General features: G+C 73.7%; 14 protein-coding genes and 2 tRNA genes. 14 read left to right on the forward strand and 2 right to left on the reverse strand.

Features of this window, described 5'->3' with window-relative positions:
- Positions 1 to 44: 44 nt before the first annotated feature.
- From HDA31_RS05585 to HDA31_RS05625, 9 genes are all read left to right on the forward strand, one after another.
- The gene (locus HDA31_RS05585) at positions 45 to 965 is read left to right on the forward strand and encodes a sugar phosphate isomerase/epimerase family protein (protein WP_178067733.1); all 921 of its coding nucleotides are present in this window, start codon (positions 45 to 47) and stop codon (positions 963 to 965) included.
- A gap of 34 nt (positions 966 to 999) precedes the next feature.
- Positions 1,000 to 1,689, forward strand: coding sequence for an EboA domain-containing protein (locus tag HDA31_RS05590; RefSeq protein ID WP_178066061.1), 690 nt, complete (start codon positions 1,000 to 1,002; stop codon positions 1,687 to 1,689).
- Between the two features lie 2 nt (positions 1,690 to 1,691).
- On the forward strand, positions 1,692 to 2,597 hold the full coding sequence (locus HDA31_RS05595; RefSeq protein ID WP_178066060.1) for a TatD family hydrolase: 906 nt from the start codon (positions 1,692 to 1,694) through the stop codon (positions 2,595 to 2,597).
- Entirely contained in the window at positions 2,597 to 3,781 is a 1,185-nt protein-coding gene (gene eboE, locus HDA31_RS05600; protein ID WP_178066059.1) for a metabolite traffic protein EboE, read from the forward strand. The genes HDA31_RS05595 and eboE overlap by 1 nt, the downstream gene beginning before the upstream one ends.
- Positions 3,778 to 5,169 (forward strand): alkaline phosphatase family protein, encoded by a 1,392-nt coding sequence (locus HDA31_RS05605; RefSeq protein WP_178066058.1) that lies wholly within the window; start codon positions 3,778 to 3,780, stop codon positions 5,167 to 5,169. Before eboE ends, HDA31_RS05605 begins: the two co-directional genes overlap by 4 nt.
- Before the next feature lie 32 nt (positions 5,170 to 5,201).
- Entirely contained in the window at positions 5,202 to 6,281 is a 1,080-nt protein-coding gene (locus HDA31_RS05610; RefSeq protein WP_074474626.1) for a polyprenyl synthetase family protein, read from the forward strand.
- A gap of 328 nt (positions 6,282 to 6,609) precedes the next feature.
- A complete protein-coding gene (locus tag HDA31_RS05615; protein WP_178066057.1) occupies positions 6,610 to 9,483 on the forward strand; it encodes a carbohydrate-binding protein in 2,874 nt (957 codons plus the stop codon).
- A 75-nt stretch (positions 9,484 to 9,558) separates the two neighbouring features.
- Positions 9,559 to 11,274, forward strand: coding sequence for a ThuA domain-containing protein (locus HDA31_RS05620; RefSeq protein WP_074474628.1), 1,716 nt, complete (start codon positions 9,559 to 9,561; stop codon positions 11,272 to 11,274).
- A 270-nt stretch (positions 11,275 to 11,544) separates the two neighbouring features.
- Positions 11,545 to 12,552: a sugar phosphate isomerase/epimerase family protein gene (locus tag HDA31_RS05625; RefSeq protein ID WP_178066056.1), complete on the forward strand. Its 1,008-nt coding sequence runs from the start codon at positions 11,545 to 11,547 to the stop codon at positions 12,550 to 12,552.
- A 109-nt stretch (positions 12,553 to 12,661) separates the two neighbouring features.
- Here HDA31_RS05625 and HDA31_RS05630 read toward each other — a convergent pair whose 3' ends face one another.
- Together HDA31_RS05630 and HDA31_RS05635 are read right to left on the reverse strand one after the other, a co-directional pair.
- A complete protein-coding gene (locus HDA31_RS05630) occupies positions 12,662 to 13,846 on the reverse strand; it encodes an ROK family transcriptional regulator (protein ID WP_178066055.1) in 1,185 nt (394 codons plus the stop codon).
- A 306-nt stretch (positions 13,847 to 14,152) separates the two neighbouring features.
- Positions 14,153 to 14,569: a hypothetical protein gene (locus HDA31_RS05635; RefSeq protein ID WP_178066054.1), complete on the reverse strand. Its 417-nt coding sequence runs from the start codon at positions 14,567 to 14,569 to the stop codon at positions 14,153 to 14,155.
- Between the two features lie 284 nt (positions 14,570 to 14,853).
- On the opposite strand from HDA31_RS05635, the gene HDA31_RS05640 reads away from it, so the two are divergent.
- The 5 genes from HDA31_RS05640 (at position 14,854) to HDA31_RS32870 (ending at position 20,394) form a co-directional block, all read left to right on the forward strand.
- Positions 14,854 to 14,926 (forward strand) — tRNA-Asn (locus HDA31_RS05640).
- Between the two features lie 283 nt (positions 14,927 to 15,209).
- Positions 15,210 to 17,324: an MMPL family transporter gene (locus tag HDA31_RS05645; RefSeq protein ID WP_178066053.1), complete on the forward strand. Its 2,115-nt coding sequence runs from the start codon at positions 15,210 to 15,212 to the stop codon at positions 17,322 to 17,324.
- Positions 17,314 to 18,555, forward strand: coding sequence for an NAD(P)/FAD-dependent oxidoreductase (locus tag HDA31_RS05650; RefSeq protein WP_178066052.1), 1,242 nt, complete (start codon positions 17,314 to 17,316; stop codon positions 18,553 to 18,555). The genes HDA31_RS05645 and HDA31_RS05650 overlap by 11 nt, the downstream gene beginning before the upstream one ends.
- A gap of 133 nt (positions 18,556 to 18,688) precedes the next feature.
- Positions 18,689 to 18,762, forward strand: a tRNA-Ile gene (locus tag HDA31_RS05655).
- Between the two features lie 705 nt (positions 18,763 to 19,467).
- On the forward strand, positions 19,468 to 20,394 hold the full coding sequence (locus tag HDA31_RS32870; protein ID WP_219824950.1) for a sterol desaturase family protein: 927 nt from the start codon (positions 19,468 to 19,470) through the stop codon (positions 20,392 to 20,394).
- The last annotated feature ends 113 nt before the right edge of the window (positions 20,395 to 20,507 follow it).

The raw sequence follows: 20,507 nt of genomic DNA on the forward strand, positions 1-20,507 counted from the left end.
CCGTCACCGTCGACCGACCCGCCGCCCCGACCGGGCCCGGCTCGCTGCGGTTCGGCTACGGCACGAACGGCTTCGCCAACCACCGGCTCGACGACGCGCTCGCCGTCGTCGCCGACCTCGGCTACCGGGGGGTGGCGCTCACCCTCGACCACGACCACCTCGACCCGTTCGCCCCCGACCTGGCCCGCCGCACGGCCGCCGTGGCCCGCCGCCTCGACGCGCTCGGGCTCGCCGTGGTGGTCGAGACGGGGGCCCGGTTCCTGCTCGACCCGTGGCACAAGCACGCGCCCACCCTGCTGCACGACGACCCGGCCCGCCGCGTCGAGTTCCTCCGCCGGGCCGTCGCGGTCGGCGCGGACCTGGGCGCCGAGGCGGTCTCCTTCTGGGCCGGGGTGCGCCCCGCCGACGTCGCGCCGGCCGTCGCCTGGGACCGCCTCGTGGCCGGCTGCGCCACCGTCTGCGCGGCGGCCGACGCCGCCGGGATGCGGCTCGGCTTCGAGCCGGAGCCGGGGATGCTCGTCGAGGACATCGCCGGCTGGCGGCGGCTGCGCGACGCCCTGGGCCGCCCGGCGGCGTTCGGCCTCACCCTCGACATCGGACACTGCCGCTGCCTGGAGCCGGCCGACGTGCCCGACTGCGTCCGGTCCGTCGGCGCGCACCTGGTCAACGTGCAGATCGACGACATGCGCCGGGGCGTGCACGAACACCTGGAGTTCGGCACCGGCGAGATCGACTTCCCGCCGGTGCTCGCCGCGCTCGCCGAGGTCGGCTACGCCGGGCTGGTCGCCGTGGAGCTGCCCCGGCACTCGCACGCCGCCCCGCAGGTGGCCGCCCGGTCCCTCGACTTCCTCCGCGCCGCCGCCGAGCGCGCCGTGGCCGCCGGGCACTCCGCCGCCGGGCACGTCGCCGTGGCGCGCGCCGCCGCCGGGCCCGGCACACCGTCCGACCACCCCGGCGGCGGCTGAGCACCGTCCGCACCAGCTCGGAAGGGAGAGCGGGATGACACCCGAACGACTACGCGCCGCCCTGCGCGGCGCACCGGACCCGGAGTGGCTGGACGCGGCGGTCGAGCGCGTCGCGGCCGAGCCGGCGACGGTCGCGCGGTTCGTCGCCGCCGCCGCGCGCCGCTGCGGCCGGGACCCGCTGCCCGACGCCCCCGGCTGGACGGCCGACGAGGCGGCCCGCGCGCTGCTGCTGGCGGCGCTGCCCGCCGACCACGCCGGCCACGCCGCCGACGTCTACCGGCACGGCGACGCCGCCGAGAAGCGGGCCGTGCTGCGGGCCCTGCCGCTGCTGCCGATCGGCGCGGAGTGCGAGCCGCTGCTGCACGACGCGATCCGCACCAACGACACCCGGCTGATCGCCGCCGCCCTCGGCCCGTACTCCCGGCACCTCGACGCGGACGCCTGGCGGCAGGCCGTGCTCAAGTGCGTCTTCACCGGCGTGCCGCTGGCCGTGGTGCACGACCTCGACGCCCGCGCCGACGCCGGGCTGGCCGCCATGTTGGGTGGGTTCGCCGTCGAGCGGCGCGCCGCCGGCCGGGAGGTGCCGGCCGACGCCGCCGCCCTGCTCGACCGGCTCACCGCCGCCGCGAGCCCCACTGGGAGCCCCACCGGGAGCCCCGCCGCAGGCCCCGCCGCGAACCCGGTCGCGGACCCCGCCGTACCGTCCGACGCCCGGAAGGCGTGACCATGCGCATCTTCGACCCGCACATCCACATGACCTCGCGCACCACCGACGACTACGAGCGGATGGCCGCCGCCGGGGTCCGGGCCGTGGTGGAGCCGGCGTTCTGGCTGGGCCAGCCGCGCACCAGCCCGGACAGCTTCGCCGACTACTTCGACTCGATCATCGGGTGGGAGCCGTTCCGGGCCGCGCAGTTCGGCGTCCGGCACCACGCCACCATCGCGCTGAACCCGAAGGAGGCCAACGACCCGCGCTGCCGGCCGGTGCTCGACCTGCTGCCCCGCTACCTGGAGAAGGACGGCGTGGTCGCGGTCGGCGAGATCGGGTACGACTCGATGACCCCGGCCGAGGACGAGGCGTTCGCCGCCCAGCTCGCCCTGGCCGTCGCACACGAGCTGCCGGCCATGGTGCACACCCCGCACCGGGACAAGGCCCGGGGCGTGGAGCGTAGCCTCGCGGTGGTCGCCGAGTCCGGCATCGACCCGGGCCTGGTGGTGCTCGACCACCTCAACGAGGTGACCGCCGGCCCGGTCCGGGACTCCGGCTGCTGGCTGGGCTTCTCCATCTATCCCGACACCAAGATGTCGCCGCCGCGGATGGTGGAGCTGCTGCGGCTGTACGGCACCGAGCGGATGCTGGTCAACTCGGCCGCCGACTGGGGCCGGTCCGACCCGCTGCTGACCCGGGCCACCGGCGAGGCGATGCTGCTGGCCGGGTTCACCGCCGACGACGTCGACCGGGTGCTGTGGCGCAACCCGGTCGAGTTCTACGCCCAGTCCGGCCGGCTCGACCTGACCGGCGTCGTCGACGCCGACGCGGCGGCCGGGCAGCCGGGCACGGGCGGCTCCGGCGGGGCGGCCCCGGCCGGCGGCACGTTCGCCGGCAACTCGATCCTGCGCGGCGGCAGCTGATGCGGCTGCGCCACGGCGGCGGCGAGACCGTCCACCTCGGCTACTGCACCAACGTGCACCCCGCCGAGAACCTCGCCGGCATCCTCGCCCAACTGGACACCTACGCCGTGCCGGTGCGCCGCGCCCTCGACTCCGACCGCCTCGGGCTGGGGCTGTGGCTGGCCGCCCCGGTGGCCGCCGCGCTCGCCGCCGACGAGGGCCTGCGCCGCCGGCTGCGCGCCGAGCTGACCGCGCGCGGGCTGGAGGTGGTGACGCTCAACGGCTTCCCGTACGCGGCGTTCCAGGCCCCGGTGGTGAAGCACGCCGTCTACCACCCGGACTGGACGACGCCCGAGCGGCTCGCGTACACCCTGGACCTGGCCCGGGTGCTGGCCGACCTGCTGCCCGACGACGCGGCCCGGGGCTCGGTCTCCACCCTGCCGCTGGCCTGGCGCACCCCGTGGGACGCCGACCGGGCCGACGCGGCGCGGCGGCGGCTCGACGCGCTGGCCGCCGGGCTGGCCGGCGTCGAGCGCGACACCGGCCGCACCGTGCGGGTCGGCTTCGAGCCGGAGCCGGGCTGCGTGGTGGAGTCCACCGGCCAGGCCGCCGCCCTGCTCGCCGGCACCGACCCGGCGCGGCTCGGCGTCTGCCTGGACCTGGCCCACCTGGCCTGCGCGTGGGAGGAGCCGGCCGCCGCCCTGGGCCGGCTCGCCGCCGCCGGGCTGCCGGTGGTGAAGGTGCAGGTGTCCGCCGCGATCGAGGCCCCGGCCACGGCGGTGGAGGCGCTGCGCCCGTGGGTGGAGCCGCGCTTCCTGCACCAGACCCGCGCGGCCGGCTGCGGCCACGCCGCCGACCCGGCCGACCCGGCGTACGCCGCCGACGACCTCGACGCGGCCCTCGCCGCGTCGCTGCCCGGCGCGTGGCGGGTGCACTACCACGTGCCGCTGCACGCCCCGCCCGAGCCGCCGCTGACCGCGACCGTGCCGGTGCTGCGCGCCGCGCTGGCCGCGCTGTTCGCCGGCCCGGTCGCCGGCTGCGACCACCTCGACGTCGAGACGTACACCTGGGGGGTGCTGCCGGTCCAGCGGCGGCCCCGCGACGCGGCCGAGCTGGCCGCCGGGATCGCCGCCGAACTGGCCTTCGCCCGCGACGAGCTGGTCGCCGTGGGTCTCACATCACTCGGGACGGGGGTGCTGCGGTGAGCAGGCGACTGGTGGTGCTGGACGTGGTGGGCCTGACCCCACGCCTGCTGGCCCACATGCCCCGGCTGCGGTCGGTGGCCGACGGCGGCTTCACCGCCCCGCTCGGCACGGTGCTGCCGGCGGTCACCTGCGCGGTGCAGTCCACGTTCCTCACCGGCGAGCCGCCGGCCGGGCACGGCATCGTCGGCAACGGCTGGTATTTCCGGGAGCTCGGCGAGGTTCTGCTGTGGCGGCAGCACAACGCCCTGGTCGGCGGGGAGAAGCTGTGGCAGGCCGCCCGGAAGGTCGAGCCGGGCTACACGGTGGCCAACGTGTGCTGGTGGTACGCCATGGGCGCGGACGTGGACTGGACGGTCACCCCCCGCCCGGTCTACTACGCCGACGGCCGCAAGGAGCCCGACTGCTACACCGACCCGCCCGAGCTGCACGACGCGCTGACCGCGAAGCTGGGCACGTTCCCGCTGTTCACGTACTGGGGGCCGGGGGCCGGGCTGCCGTCGTCGGCGTGGATCTGCCGGGCGGCCGAGCAGATCCTCGCCGACCACGCCCCCGACCTGACCCTGGTCTACGTCCCGCACCTGGACTACGACCTGCAACGGTTCGGGCCGTCCTCGCCGCAGGCCGCCGCCGCGGCGGCGGAGCTGGACAAGGTGCTCGGCCCGCTGATCGACGCCGCCCGCGCCAAGGGCGCCACGGTGGTGGCCCTGTCCGAGTACGGCATCACCGACGTCGCCTGCCCGGTGGACGTCAACCGGCTGCTGCGCGCCGAGGGGCTGCTGCGGGTCCACACCCAGGACGGCATGGAGTACCTGGACCCGTGGACGTCCCGGGCGTTCGCCGTCGCCGACCACCAGATCGCCCACGTGTACGTCCGCGACCCGGCCGACGTGCCGGCGGTGGCGAAGCTCTGCGCGGGGCTGCCCGGGGTGGCCGAGGTGCTCGACGCCGACGGCCAGGCCGCGTACGGGCTGGCGCACCCGCGCAGCGGCGAGCTGGTGCTGGTGGCCGAGCCGGACGCCTGGTTCACGTACTACTACTGGCTCGACGACGCCCGCGCCCCCGACTTCGCCCGGCTCGTGGAGATCCACCGTAAGCCCGGCTACGACCCCGCCGAGTTGTTCTTCGACCCGGCCGCCCCCGGGGCGGCGAAGCGCCGGGCCGCGACCGCGCTGGCCCGGAAGAAGTTGGGTATGCGGTACCTGATGAGCGTGGTGGGGCTGGACGCGGGCGCGCGGGCGGTGCGCGGGTCGCACGGCCGGCTGCCGGCCGACCCGGCCGACGGTCCGGTGCTGCTCTGCTCCGACCCCGGCCCGGCCCGCGACGCGGTGGCGGCGACCGAGGTGAAGGCGCTGCTGCTGGAGCTGGCCGGCCTGACCCGCCACGGGTGAACCGGCCTCGCCACTGAACAGGGAGAAACAACATGACGGTGACGGCCGCGCCCAGCGACGCGAGCGGCCTGCGCACCCGGGTCGACACCGAGCTGGCCGCCTTCCTCGACCGGCAGGCCCCCGACTGGCCCGACGGCGCGCCGCGGGGCATCTTCGCGGCCCTGCACCGGTTCGTCCTGGCCGGCGGCAAGCGGCTGCGGCCCCAGTTCTGCTACTGGGGCTGGCGGGCCGCCGGCGGCCAGGACGACGGCGGGGACGGCACCCCGATCCTGGTCGCCTCGGCGGCGCTGGAGCTGTTCCACGCCTTCGCGCTGATCCACGACGACATCCTCGACCACAGCGACCGGCGGCGGGGCGCGCCGTCGGTGCACCGCATCTTCGCCGACCTGCACACCCGCTCCGCGTGGCGGGGCGACCCGGAGGCGTACGGGCGCAACACCGCCCTGCTCTGCGGTGACCTCTGCGCCGCCTGGGCGGACCAGATGTTCCACGAGTGCGGGCTGGGCCGCGACGAGCTGCAACGCGGGTACGCGGTGTTCGCGCTGATGCGTACCGAGGTGATCGCGGGGGAGTACCTGGACCTGGTCTCCGGGGTGGGCGACGGCTCGGTGGCCAGCGCGCTCACCGTGATCCGGCTCAAGGCCGCCCGGTACACGGTGACCCGGCCGTTGCAGATCGGCGCGGCCCTGGCCGGCGGCCCGCCGGAGCTGGCGGAGGCGCTGGCGGAGTTCGGCGACCCGCTCGGCGACGCCTTCCAGCTCCGCGACGACGTGCTGGGCGTCTTCGGCGACCCGCAGGTCACCGGCAAGTCCGTCCTGGACGACCTGCGGGAGGGCAAGCCGACGGTGATGATGGCGCTGGCCCGGCAGGCGGCGGACCGGGCGCAGAGCGCCCGGCTGCGGGAGCTGTTCGGCAACGCCGACCTGGACGACGACGGCGCCGCCGAGCTGCGGGCCATCATCGAGGCCACGGGGGCCCGGGACGAGATCGAGCGGATGATCCGGATGCGCGCCAAGGCGGGCCTGCGGGCCCTGGCCGACGCGCCGCTCGCCCCCGCCGCCCGGGAGGCGCTCGCCGGGCTGGCCGCCCGGACCATAGTCCGGACGGTCTGACGCCCTCCGCCGGGTCAGCGGTGCTGGGCGCAGCCCGTTCGTGCCGGGCCGGCGGCAGCCGCACATTTTCGAAACATCCTCGACACAACCGCGCACATAGATTAATGTAAATCTGCTGCGAACCGGTTCGACGAGGTGTTTCCAGTGGGCGCGGTGCCCTCGTCGACGAGCTGCCGGCCGCCATCTCCGTCCCCGCGTGCCGACGGTCTCGTCCCTGTCGACGAGCGCAGCCCGCCGAGGAACGTCCACCGCCGTGCCGAAGGGACGTCCGCCGCGGCAGCCGGCGCGACGACGCGCCTCCACCACCGGCCAGAGAGGGCACCCCTGCATGTACAGAAGACTTCGTCACCACCGCCGCGCCACCGGTCACCACGGCCCGGCCCGCAGCTGGGCGGCGGCGGGCACCGCCCTGCTCACGGTGTTCGCCGCGGCCACCGCCGTGACCGTGTCGGCGGCGCCGGCCGCCGCGCACACCATCAACGCCAGCGACTTCCAGCAGGTCGAGCTGGCCCGCGGCGTCTCCGAGATGGGCGAGCCGATGTCGCTGGCCGTGCTGCCGGACCGGTCGGTGCTGCACACCGCCCGCAACGGCACGGTGCGGCGCACCGACGCCACCGGCACCACCCGGACCATCGGCACGATCCCCGTCTACACCCACGACGAGGACGGGATGCAGAGCCTCGGGGTCGACCCGAACTTCGCCACCAACCGGCACATCTACCTCTACTACGCCCCGCCGCTGTCCACCCCCGGCGGCGACGCGCCCGCCACCGGCACCAACTGGTCCGCCTGGCAGGGCGTCAACCGGCTGTCCCGCTTCACCCTGAACTCCGACTTCACCATCAACATGTCCAGCAAGGTCGACATCCTCGACGTCGGCACCGACCGGGGCATCTGCTGCCACGTCGGCAGCGACATGGACTTCGACGCCGCCGGCAACCTCTACCTGTCCACCGGCGACGACAGCAACCCGTTCGACTCCGCCGGCTACTCGCCGCTCGACGAGCGCACCAACCGCAACCCGGCGTACGACGCGCAGCGCAGCGCCGGCAACACCAACGACCTGCGGGGCAAGCTCCTGCGGATCAAGGTGAACGCCGACGGCACGTACTCGATCCCGGCCGGCAACCTCTTCGCCCCCGGCACCGCGAAGACCCGCCCCGAGATCTACGCGATGGGCTTCCGCAACCCGTTCCGGATCAGCGTCGACAAGGCCACCGGCGTCGTCTACGTCGGCGACTACGGGCCGGACGCCGGCAGCACCAACTCCAACCGGGGCCCCGCCGGCCAGGTCGAGTTCAACCGGGTCACCGGCCCCGGCAACTACGGCTGGCCGTACTGCACCGGCACCAACACCACCGCCGAGACCTACAACGAGTGGGACTTCGCCAGCAACTCCACCGGCCCCAAGTTCAACTGCACCGGCGGACCCACGAACAACTCGTTCCGCAACACCGGCCTGACCACCCTCCCGCCGGCCAAGCCCTCCTGGATCAAGTACGGCGGCGACTCCGGCAGCCCGCCCGCGTTCGGCAGCGGCTCCGAGTCGCCGGCGGCCGGCCCGGTCTACCGGTTCGACGCCAACAACCCCTCGGCGACGAAGTTCCCGCAGTCCTTCGACGGGCAGTTCTTCGCCACCGAGTTCGGCCGGGGCTGGATCAAGCCGATCCACCTCAACACCGACGGGTCGCCCGGCACCATCGACAGCTTCCCGTGGGTCGGCAAGCAGGTGATGGACTCCGCGTTCGGCCCCGACGGGGCGTACTACGTGCTCGACTACGGCACCGGCTACTACAACGGCGACGCCAACTCGGCGCTGTACCGCTTCGACTACGTCGGCGTCGGCAACCGGGCGCCGGTCGCCCGCGCCGGCGCGGACCGGACCTCCGGGCCGGCCCCGCTGACCGTGAACTTCTCCTCCGCCGGGTCCGCCGACCCGGAGGGCGGGGCGCTGACCTACTCGTGGGCGTTCGGCGACGGCACCACCTCCACGGCGGCCAACCCGACGAAGACGTACACCACGGACGGGTCGTACACCGCGACGCTGACCGTGCGCGACCCGCAGGGCGCGACCGGCTCCAGCAGCGTCACTGTCAACGTCGGCAACACCGCCCCGACGGTCACCATCACCGGGCCGGCCAACGGCAGCCTGTTCTCCTTCGGTGACACCGTGCCGTTCAGCATCACCGTCACCGACCCCGAGGACGGCAACATCGACTGCACCAAGGTCAAGATGACCTACGTGCTCGGCCACGACCAGCACGGCCACCAGATCGCCTCGCAGAACGGCTGCTCCGGCAACATCACCATCCCCGTCGACGGCGAGCACGACGACGCGGCGAACATCTTCGCCGTCTTCGACGCCGAGTACACCGACGCCGGCGGCCTGACCACCCACACCCAGCACATCCTCCAGCCCCGGCACCGGCAGGCCGAGCACTTCAAGACCTCGTCCGGCATCAGCACCTACGACAAGACCACCGCCGAGGGCGGCAAGACCGTGGGCGACATCCAGAACGGGGAGTGGATCGCCTTCGAGCCGTACCGGATCGGCAACGTCACCTCCTTCACCGCCCGGGTCTCCTCGGCCGGCGCGGGCGGCACCCTCCAGGTCCGCACCGGCTCGGCGACCGGCACGGTGCTCGGCTCGGTGACCGTCCCGGTGACCGGGTCGTGGGAGACCTTCACCACCGTCACCGGGTCGATCTCCAACCCGCCGACCGGCACCACCACGCTCTACCTCACCTTCGCCGGTGGCTCCGGGACGCTGTACGACGTCGACGCGTTCACCCTGAACACCGGCACCGTGACGCCGCCGACCGGCACCGGGCGGATCGTCGGGTTGGCCGGCAAGTGCCTGGACGTGCGCAACGGCTCCTCGACCGACGGCACGCAGGTGCAGTTGTTCACCTGCAACGGCGCCGCCGGCCAGCAGTGGACGGTGGGCAGCGACGCCACGATCCGGTCGTTGGGCAAGTGCCTCGACGTCAACGGCGGCGCCTCGGCCGACGGGACGAAGGTCCAGCTCTGGTCGTGCAACGGCGGCAACGCCCAGCGGTGGGCGGCGCAGTCCGACGGCTCGCTGCGCAACACCCCGACGGGCAAGTGCCTGGACGTCTCCGGCAACAACTCCGCCGACGGCACGGTCGTGCACCTGTGGACCTGCAACGGCGGGGCCAACCAGAAGTGGACCCTGCCCTAAGGCACCTCTGCGGTCTCCCTGCGGTCCCCCGCCCCGGGCGGGGGACCGCACCGCCACCACACCCAGGAGAACGACATGCGAAGACTCCTCCGTCCCCTCCTCGGCGCGGCCACCGCCGCCCTGGCCGTGCTCGCCTGCACCACCCCGGCCACCCCGGCGTCGGCCGCCGACGCCCCGTACGACGTGCTGGTCTTCTCCAAGACCGCCGGCTTCCGGCACGACTCCATCGCCGTGGGCACCCAGGCCATCCGTGACCTCGGCGCGGCCAACAGCTTCACCGTCACCGCCACCGAGGACGCCGCCCAGTTCACCACCGCCAACCTGGCCCGCTTCGAGGCGGTGATCTTCCTCAACACCACCGGCGACGTGCTCAACGACAGCCAGCAGGCGGCGTTCGAGTCGTACATCGGGGCCGGCGGTGGCTACGTCGGCGTGCACGCCGCCGCCGACACCGAGTACAACTGGCCGTTCTACGGCAACCTCGTCGGCGCGTGGTTCGCCTCCCACCCGGCCATCCAGCAGGCCCGGGTGAAGGTGGAGGACCGGGCGCACGCCGCCACCGCCCACCTCGGCCAGACCTGGACCCGCACCGACGAGTGGTACGACTTCCGCACCAACGCCCGCTCCACCGCGCACGTGCTGGCCAGCCTCGACGAGTCGTCGTACTCCGGCGGGGCGATGGGCGGCGACCACCCGCACGCCTGGTGCAAGACCTACAACGGCGGCCGGTCCTTCTACACCGGCGGCGGCCACAGCCAGTCGTCGTACTCCGAGGCGGCGTTCCGCGCCCACCTGCTCGGCGGCATCCGGTACGCGGCCGGGCGCACGAAGGCCGACTGCCGGCCCGAGACCGGCTACACCGCCCTCTACAACGGCTCCACGACCGGCTGGAGCCAGGCGGGGCCGGGCGGCTTCACCAACACCGACGCCACCCTCAGCTCCTCCGGCGGCCTCGGCCTGTACTGGTACAGCGCGAAGCAGTTCACCAACTACTCGCTCAAGCTGGACTGGCGGATCCCCGGGGACGACAACTCCGGGGTCTTCGTCGGCTTCCCCGCCTCCACCGACCCGAACTCGGCGATGACCAACGGGTACGAGGTGCAGATCGACGCCACCGACTCCGACGACCGCACCACCGGCTCGATCTACGGGGTCAAGTCCGCCGACCTGGCCGCCCGCGACGCCGCGCTCAACCCGCCGGGGGAGTGGAACACCTACGAGCTGCTGGTCGAGGGGGAGCGGCTCCAGGTCCTGCTCAACGGCGTGAAGATCAACGACTTCACCAACACCGACCCGGCCCGCTCGCTCGCCGGCTACGTCGGCGTCCAGAACCACGGCACCGGTGACGACGTGTCGTTCCGCAACATCCGGATCAAGGAGCTGGGCGGCACGAACCCGCCGACGACCCGCACCGGGCGGATCGTCGGGCTGGCCGGCAAGTGCCTGGACGTGCGCAACGGCTCGTCGGCCGACGGCACCCAGATCCAGCTGTTCACCTGCAACGGCGCCGCCGGCCAGCAGTGGACGGTGGGCACGGACAGCACGCTGCGGTCGCTGGGCAAGTGCCTGGACGTCAACGGCGGCTCCTCGGCCGACGGGGCGAAGGTGCAGCTCTGGTCGTGCAACGGCGGCGGTGCCCAGCGGTGGGCGGCGCAGTCCGACGGGAGCCTGCGCAACACGCAGTCGGGCAAGTGCCTGGACGTCTCCGGCAACAACTCGGCCGACGGCGCGGTCGTGCACCAGTGGTCCTGCCACGGCGGGGCCAACCAGAAGTGGACCCTGCCCAGCTAGGCGGTGCCGGTAAGGAAGGGCCCCTTGTTAACGCATTCTGTTGCACAGGGGGCCCTTCCTAACCGCCGCAGGCGGTCATAGAGTGAGCGGCGGCGACCGTACGCGGTTGCCGGTGACCCGGCGGGAGGCGCAACCCGCTGGGCCCAGGCGCCCCTTCGCGCCCACCGGCACCGGCCATCGGCCGCCACGCACCAGCCCGGCCCCGCCCGGTCACCCTCGCCCGGTCACGCACACGGAATCCCCCATCATCACCACAGGGGAGTAGGACTCATGGCGCGACCCATCACGCTCTTCACCGGCCAGTGGGCCGATCTTCCGTTCGACGAGGTCTGCCGGCTCGCCTCCGAGTGGGGCTACGACGGGCTGGAGATCGCCTGCTGGGGCGACCACTTCGAGGTCGACAAGGCCCTCGCCGACGACTCGTACGTCGAACGGAAGCTCGCGACCCTGGCGAAGCACAACCTGAAGGTCTTCACGATCTCCAACCACCTGGTCGGTCAGGCCGTCTGCGACCACCCGATCGACGAGCGGCACCAGGGCATCCTGCCCGCCCGGATCTGGGGCGACGGCGAGCCCGAAGGGGTACGCCAGCGGGCCGCCGAGGAGATCAAGGACACCGCGCGGGCGGCGGCGAAGCTGGGCGTGGACACCGTCGTCGGGTTCACCGGCTCGTCGGTCTGGCACACCCTGGCGATGTTCCCGCCGGTGCCGCCGGAGATGATCGAGCGCGGCTACCAGGACTTCGCCGACCGGTGGAACCCGATCCTCGACGTCTTCGACGAGGTGGGGGTGCGCTTCGCCCACGAGGTCCACCCCAGCGAGATCGCCTACGACTACTACACCACCAAGCGGACGCTGGAGGCGATCGGTCACCGGCCCGCGTTCGGGCTGAACTGGGACCCGTCGCACTTCGTGTGGCAGGAGCTGGACCCGGTGAACTTCATCTTCGACTTCGCGGACCGGATCTACCACGTCGACTGCAAGGACGCGAAGGTCCGCACCGGCGACGGCCGGCGCGGCCGGCTGGCGTCCCACCTGCCCTGGGCCGACCTGCGCCGGGGCTGGGACTTCGTCTCCACCGGGCACGGCGACGTGCCGTGGGAGGACTCCTTCCGGGCGCTGAACGCGATCGGCTACTCCGGCCCCATCTCCATCGAGTGGGAGGACGCCGGGATGGACCGCCTGGTGGGCGCGCCCGAGGCGTTGCAGTTCGTCCGGCGGCTCGCCTTCGACGCCCCGTCGGCGGCCTTCGACGCCGCGTTCAGCAGCAAGGACTGACGCTCGCCCGGCCGCAGGGGCTGACGCGCGACGGCCGCGGGCGCTGACGCTCGCCCGGCCGCAGGGACCACGCCGGCCGGACCCGTCCGGGTCCGGCCGGCCGCGCCGGTCACGCCACGCCGAAGACGTCGTCGCTGGCCAGGCGGGCCGCGCCCACCACCCCGGCGGTGTCGTCCAGGTCGGACAGCACGATCGGCAGGTTGCCGGTGGCCAGCGGCGGCGACCGCCGGTAGACCACCGACCGGATCTCGGCGAGCATGGTCGGCCCGAGGCCCACGGCCGTCCCGCCGATGATCACGATGCCGGGGTTGACGAAGTTGACCAGGCCGACCAGGACGCGGCCGAGCCGCCGGGCCGCGTCGCGGACCAGCGCCTGCGCGGCGGGGTCGCCGGCCACCGTCGCCCGGCCCACGTCCGCGACGGTGAGCGTGCCGGCCTCGGCGAGCCGGGCGGCGAGCGCCGGCGACCGGCCGTCCTCTACCGCCGCGCGCGCCTCCCGGACCAGGGCCGCGTCCGAGCAGTACGCCTCCAGGCAACCCGTCTCGCCGCACGCGCAGGTCGGGCCGTCGTCGCCCTGCCGCAGGTGCGCGATGCCGCCCGCGCCGCTGGTGGCCCCCCGGTGCAGCGCGCCGCCGAGCACCAGGCCGCAGCCGATGGCGGTGCCCAGCTTGACGTAGAGGAAGTCGTCGAAGGCGCGGCCGGTGCCGGCGTGCTGCTCGCCGAGCGCCATCACGTTGGCGTCGTTGTCGACCAGCACCGGGCAGCCCAGCTCGGCGGCGAGCGCGTCACGGACGCCGTACCCGTGCCAGCCGGGCAGGGCCGGCGGGGAGACCGGGGACCCCTCGCGGAACGCGACCGGGGCGGGCAGGGCCACCCCCACCCCGGTCAGCCCGCCCAGGCCGAGGTTCGCGCGGACCTTGCCGAGCAGTTCGAGCGTACGGGCGATGGTCGCCTCCGGGCCGAGGCGGACGTCGACGGGCTCGCGGCGTCGGGCCAGGACGGACAGCTCGCCGTCGGTGACCGCGACGTCGATCTGCCGGGGACCGATCGTGACCCCGGCGAAGCGGACCGTGCCGGCGACGCGCAGCAGCGACGAGCGGCGGCCGCCCCGGGACGCGGCCGGGCCGGCGGTCTCCACCAGGCCCAGGGCGACCAGGCGGTCGACCTCCGCGACGAGCCGGGCCCGGGTGAGCCCCGCGGCGTCGCCGAGCTCGACCCGGGAACGCGGGCCGTCGTCGCGGAGCAACCGCAGCAGCCGGGCCTGGTCGGCGTTGTCCGGGCCGTCGTACGTCATGTCGTGACCACCTCCGTCCGGAATCCTCCCTCGTCGTCCCCCGGCCGCGCCCGTCGAGGGCGACAACGAGTGCCAGGTCACCCCGGACGCGGGGCGGGGCCGCACCCGGTCGTCCCGGGCGCAGCCCTCTCGGGTCGGATCGGCTCAGCCGCGCAGGCCCGACCTGTGCCGGTGGCTGGTCCCGGCGTACTGGAGTGACCTGCGGGGGTCGTCGGCTGAGCCGGGCCGACGCCCCCCGCCTGCGGCCGGCGACGGCAAGCGGCGGGCCGGCCACCCGGAGGTGACCGGCCCGCCGTGAGCCGTGAGTCAGACGGTGCTGCCGTTGGTGCCCGTGCCGGACGGCTTCGTCGGCCGGGCCGAGCCGCCCGTGGCCGACCCGGACGCGCCGGTGCCCGACGCGCCGCCCGCCTTCGCGCCGACCGTCGCCGGGGTGCCCGCGAACGGCTTGTCGGCGGCGGTCAGCTCGTGCTTGCCGCTGTCGCCGCTGCCGTTGCTGCTGCCGCTCAGCTTCTCGCCGAGCCGCGACTGGCTGAGCTTGTCCCTGCCCTCGCTGTAGAGCCGGTTGGCCTGGGCCTGCGCGACGCCGGCCGCCTCCTGGACGGTCGGGTGGTCGAGCACCTTGCGGCCCCGGACGACCAGCTCCTCGTACTTCTCCCGGCCGGCGCGGGCGCCCAGGACGAATCCCGCAGCCAGCCCGCCAAGAAACATGATCTTTCCGCGCATGGCGGCTCCTTCCGTGCCTGACGCGCCGTCGCCTCCCCGGGGCGGACCCCGCTGGCGACGAGCATTTCGCGCCTAGTCCTCTGTCGGCAGCTAACTACCCATCCTCCACCGCGCTCATGCCTGGTTGTGCCCGGATGACGAATTGTCCGCCTGCCGGGAGCGTCGGACGCCCCCACCGCCGGCGCGCCCCGCGTCGGAACCCCCTGGACCAAACCCCGGGTGAATCCTGTACTCTTGTGCCGTCGCCGGGGGTGCCGGAGAGATCCGATCCGGGCGACGAGCGATCCCCCGTAGCTCAATTGGCAGAGCAGCCGGCTGTTAACCGGCAGGTTTTTGGTTCGAGTCCAAACGGGGGAGCAGACAGCGAGGAGGCCCGCCGGCCCAGCCGGCGGGCCTCCTCGCATGCGCTTGACGCAAGGAAGGGCCCCCTCTTAACGCCTGCGGTAGAGCGGGGTTCCCCGCTCACCCCGTGGACCCGGCAGGCGGGCGCGGAGCCCGCGCGCCGAGTCAGGGCCGGCCGGGCGGGGGTATCGGGGCCGTTTCGGCCCGCCTGGGCGCACCCGGCCGGCAGGATGGTCGATGTCGACTTAGACTCCCGCTGCGTCGATCGCTGCGTCGATTCAAGAGGTGGGTGGGTGGGATGGCCGGAAGACGGGGCGGCACCGCCACGCTTGTCGCTGCGCTGGTCGTCATCGGCTGGCTGGTCGTCGGCGGGGTCGCCGGGCCGTACGCCGGGAAGCTGGGGGACGTCTCCACCAACGACAACGCCTCCTTCCTGCCCGCCGACGCCGAGGCCACCCGGGCGCAGGACCTGACCGCCCAGTTCGCCGACCAGCAGACCACCCCGGCGCTCGTCGTCTACGCGCGGACCACCGGCATCACCGACGCCGACCGGCAGCGGGCCGCCGCCGACGCCGCCCGGTTCGCCCGGGTCCCCGGCGTCGTCACACCGATCCCGCCACCCGTGCCCAGCCAGGACGGCCAGGCCCTCCAGGTGGTCGTGCCCATCGACGAGGCCGAAGGGGAGCGGATCGGGCAGGTCGTCAACGAGCTGCGCGCCATCGCCGGCGCCGACCGGGACGGCCTCACCGTGGACGTCGCCGGGCCCGCCGGGCTGCTCGCCGACCTCATCGAGGTCTTCGGCGCCATCGACGGGCCGCTGCTGCTGGTCACCCTCAGCGTGGTGCTGGTCATCCTGCTGGTCGTCTACCGCAGCCCGGTGCTGTGGGTCTTCCCGCTCCTCGCCGCCGGCACCTCGTACGCCCTCGCGGCGGTCTTCGTCTATCTCCTCGCCGACCACGACGTGGTCAAGCTCAACGGGCAGGCGCAGGGCATCCTCACCGTCCTCGTCTTCGGCGCGGGCACCGACTACGCGCTGCTGCTCATCGCCCGCTACCGGGAGGAACTGCACCGGCACGAACGCCCCTGGGCCGCCATGCGGGCCGCCTGGCGCGGCGCCGCCCCGGCGATCATCGCCTCCGGCGGCACCGTCATCCTCAGCCTGCTCTGCCTGCTGCTGTCCAGCCTCAACTCCAACCGGGCGCTCGGCCCGATCGCCGCCATCGGCATCGCCGCCACCCTGCTGGTCATGCTGACCTTCCTGCCCGCCCTGCTCGTGCTCGGCGGGCGCTGGGCGTTCTGGCCGCGCCGCCCCGCCGTCGACCAGGCCGACCCGCAGACCGAGCACGGCCTCTGGAGCCGCATCGCCGGCTTCGTCGCCCGCCGCGCCCGGGTCGTCTGGCTCACCACCGCCGCCGTGCTGGCCCTGCTCACCATCGGCCTCACCCAGCTCGGCGTCACCACCCTCGGCCAGAGCGCCATGTTCACCCAGCGCACCGACTCCGTCGCCGGCCAGGACGTGATCGCCGCCCACTACCCGGCCGGCACCGGCAGCCCGGCCACCATCTTCACCCGGCAGGAGACCGCCGGCCAGGTCGCCGAGGTGGCCCAGCGGGTGCCCGGCGTCGCCGCCGTCCGCCCCGTCACCCAGGGCAGCCAGGCCGGCCCGCCCGAGCCGAACGCCCCGCCGAAGGTGGTCGACGGCCGCGTCGAGTTCGAGGCCACCCTCGCCGACCCGCCCGACAGCGACGGCGCGGAGCGGACCATCCGCGACCTGCGCGAGGCGGTGCACGGCGTGCCCGGCTCGGACTCCGTCGTCGGCGGGTTCACCGCGATCAACGTGGACACCTCCGACGCGTCCGCCCGCGACCGCAACGTGATCATCCCCGTGGTGCTCCTGGTGATCGCCGTCATCCTGGCCCTGCTGCTGCGCGCCCTGCTCGCCCCGCTGCTGCTCATCGCGACCGTGGTGCTGTCGTTCCTCGCCACCCTCGGGCTGTGCGCGCTGATCTTCCGCCACCTGCTCGACTACCCGGGCGTCGACCAGTCGTTCCCGCTGTTCGCGTTCGTCTTCCTCGTCGCCCTCGGCATCGACTACAACATCTTCCTGATGAGCCGCGTCCGCGAGGAGTCGGTGCACCGGGGCACCCGCCCCGGCGTCCTCGCCGGCCTCGCCGTCACCGGCGGCGTCATCACCTCCGCCGGCATCGTGCTCGCCGCGACGTTCTCCGCGCTCGCCGTGCTGCCGCTGGTCGTCCTCGTCGAGCTGGGCGTCGCCGTCGCCGTCGGGGTCCTGCTCGACACCATCGTCGTCCGGTCGCTGCTGGTGCCCGCCCTGTCGTACGACATCGGGGCCCGGATCTGGTGGCCCGGCCGGCTCGGCCGCACGGACCGGAAGGCGCGCCATGCCCGCTGAGCACGACGTCGTCATCGTCGGCGGCGGCCTCGCCGGGCTCGCCGCCGCCCGCCGGCTGCACCGCGCCGGCGTGTCCTGGCGGCTGCTGGAGGCCGGCGACCGGCTCGGCGGCCGGGTCGCCACCGACACGGTCGACGGGTACCTGATCGACCGGGGCTTCCAGGTGCTCAACACCGCGTACCCCCGGCTCGGCACGCTGCTCGACCTGGCCACCCTCGACCTGGGCTGGTTCACCCCCGGGGTGCTGGTCCGGCGCGGCGCGACCGTCGCCCGGCTGGTCAACCCGCTGCGCGAGCCGGCCGGGGCGGCGGGCACCGCGCGGGCCGGCGTCGGCTCGCTGCGCGACCGGCTCCGGTTCGCGGCGCTCGCCGCCGGCTGCGCCACCCTGCCGCCCGGCCGGCTGCTCGACGCCCCCGAGACCACCGCCGAGGCGGCGTTGCGCCGCGCCGGCCTCTCCAGCGCGATCATCGAGGAACTGCTGCGGCCCTTCCTGTCCGGCGTGCTCGTCGGCCGGGCGCTGGAGACCTCCGGCCACGTGCTCGCGATGGTGCTGCGCTCGTTCGCCCGGGGGCGCGTCGGCGTGCCGGCGCAGGGGATGGGGGCGCTGCCCCGGGCCATCGCCGCGCCGCTGCCCGCCGACCTGGTCGAGCTGCGCGCGCCCGTCACCGGGGTCGACCCCCACCGGGTACGCACCCAGGCCGGCGAGCTGCGCTGCCGCGCCGTGCTCGTCGCCGTCGACCCGCCCACCGCCGGCACGCTGCTGCCGGCCCTCGACCGGGTACGCATGCACGCCTACACCACCTACTACCACGCCACCGACACCCCGCCCCTGGACGAGCCGATCCTGCTCGTCGACGGCGACCGCCGGGAACTCGTCGCCAACACCGTCGTGCTGAGCCACGCCGCGCCCACGTACGCGCCCGCCGGGCGGCACCTCGTCGCCACCTCCGTCGTCGGCCCGTCCGCCCCGCCCGAGCCGATCGTCCGCGCCGAGCTGGCCCGCCTCTACGGCCGCCCCACGGCGGACTGGGAGCACCTGACCACCGTCGACGTCCCCGCCGCGCTGCCCGCCGCGCCGCCGCCGCAGGGGCGGCTGCGCAAACCGGTGGCGCTCGGCGGCGGCCTCTTCGTCGCCGGGGACCACCGCGACAGCCCGTCCATCCAGGGCGCGCTGGCCAGCGGCTGGCGGGCCGCTGGGGCGGTGTTGGCCGAGCTGCGCGCGCCGGGCTGAGGCCGTCGCGGACCGCTGCGTGCTGTTATCCTCGCGTTGCCCATCGTGCTGGATCATCGATCCGCCGCCGACGGGTGGGGCCGTTTCGTGCTGGCCGGTGTTCGCCGGGCGGGTTACGATCCGGCGCGGTTGCGGGGCGGTAGCTCAGCGGGTTAGAGCAGGGGACTCATAATCCCTCGGTCACGGGTTCGAGTCCCGTCCGCCCCACCCGAAACAGATACCCCGGTCCCTCGCCGACCGGCGGCTGTTGATGCCGTTCGGCCGCCGCGACGTTCCGCCGCGACCGGTGTTGCCGCCAGCGCGCCAATCGTTCGAGGCCATCCGCTTGTCGAGCATCCGGGTGGGGCGCGAGCCGACTAGTCGCGCCAAGGCCGACAGCGGTGCGCCCATTCCCAGGTGGGTGTCCCGCAGGACCGGCGCGCACGCATCCGATCCTGCGCGCCAGGTCGGCAATTCTGATCCACCAAAGACTGTAATTTCGTGACAAACAGTAACCCGGTCCGCTCCGGGTGTCAGGTTTGCAGCGTTCAGATGGTGATAGGCGGCTACCGATCTCGACGCCAATCGTTTTACTGTCTGTGAGCACGGCAGTGCAAAGGGGGAGAGGGGTCTTGTGCCACTCGCGCCCACGCTCGGCGCTCACGGAAGATGCCCGCATGGTCGATGTCGGGCCGATGCCGCACCAAACCTGGGCCGCGTAAGAATCCCAGGCTCGCCAATGCCATTTCGTTGTTGATGCAAGCGTGTCCCCGAAAGACGGCCGTACCCCGTCCCGTGCTGTCGTCATGTCGTGTCGAACCGGCTGTTCCGTGCGCTGAGACAGCCCGTCTCCACCGCGCCTCACGGTGTGCCAAGACGTAATCGCCAGCCCGCTTGGGTTGAGCGGCCGACAAGACCTGCGATGGAGAGAGCGTGGACATTTCCTATGACTGCGACACCGCTCTGGCGTCGCCCGCGCCGAGGGCCCGTGCCAGCTCGGCCGCGCGCGCCGTCGGGCGGATCGCGGCCTACCCGACACTGGTCGTCGCCATGGTCGTGGTCGGCGTGGCCGCGCTGCGGTACGGGTGGAACCTCGGGGCCGTCAACTTCGCCTTTCTGGTCGGTTCGCTCACCTATTTCGCCGTCCTTGAGCGCCTGATCCCGTACGAACCGGCCTGGCATCCGAGTCTGCGTGAATGGCGCTGGTACGGGATCTACTTTCTGCTCACGGTGCTCGGCGGCGGGCTGGCCCAGTTGCCGATCATGGCGCTCGTCGGGGTGGTCGCCGTGCCCCAGGGGTGGCTCCCGCTGTGGGTGGAGGTGCCGTTCGCGGTGCTGCTCGGCTCGCTGGCCAGCTATGTCATGCACCGGCTCGGGCACACCAACGCGTGGCTGTGGCGACTCCACGGGGTGCACCACGTGCCGGACAAGGTCAACGTCGGCAACAACGGCGTCAACCATATCTTCGACATCGTGCTCGCCCAGGGCGCGGTGCAGTTGGCGCTCGCCTTCGCCGGATTCTCCGAGCCGGCCGTCTTCGCCATCGGCTTGTTCGTCATCGTCCAGGGTTACTTCATCCACGCCAACATCGATGTGCGCATCGGTTGGCTGAACCATGTTTTCAGCAGCCCTGAGCAGCACCGTCTCCATCACAGCACGGACCTCGCCGAGGCCGGCAATTTCGGCTCCGATCTTTCCATCTGGGATCAGCTCTTCGGCACCTTCACGTGGCGTTCGGGCCGCCGTCCGGCCGCGGTCGGGCTGCACAATCCGAAATCGTTCCCACCGACCGGTGAAATCGTCGCCAGCCTGGTGCACCCGTGGCGCTCCCGAGCCGCTGCCCGAGGTGCGCGTGGCTGACACCCCGCATGCGTGTCTTCCGTTCGTCCCGTCCGCGACCCAGAAGGACTCGACAATGACGTATTCCCGTGCTGCCGGTGCGCAAGAGCAGAACTCGTCGGGCGCCGGCGACT

Origin of the sequence: Micromonospora carbonacea (assembly GCF_014205165.1) — a bacterium.
Classification (GTDB): domain Bacteria; phylum Actinomycetota; class Actinomycetes; order Mycobacteriales; family Micromonosporaceae; genus Micromonospora; species Micromonospora carbonacea.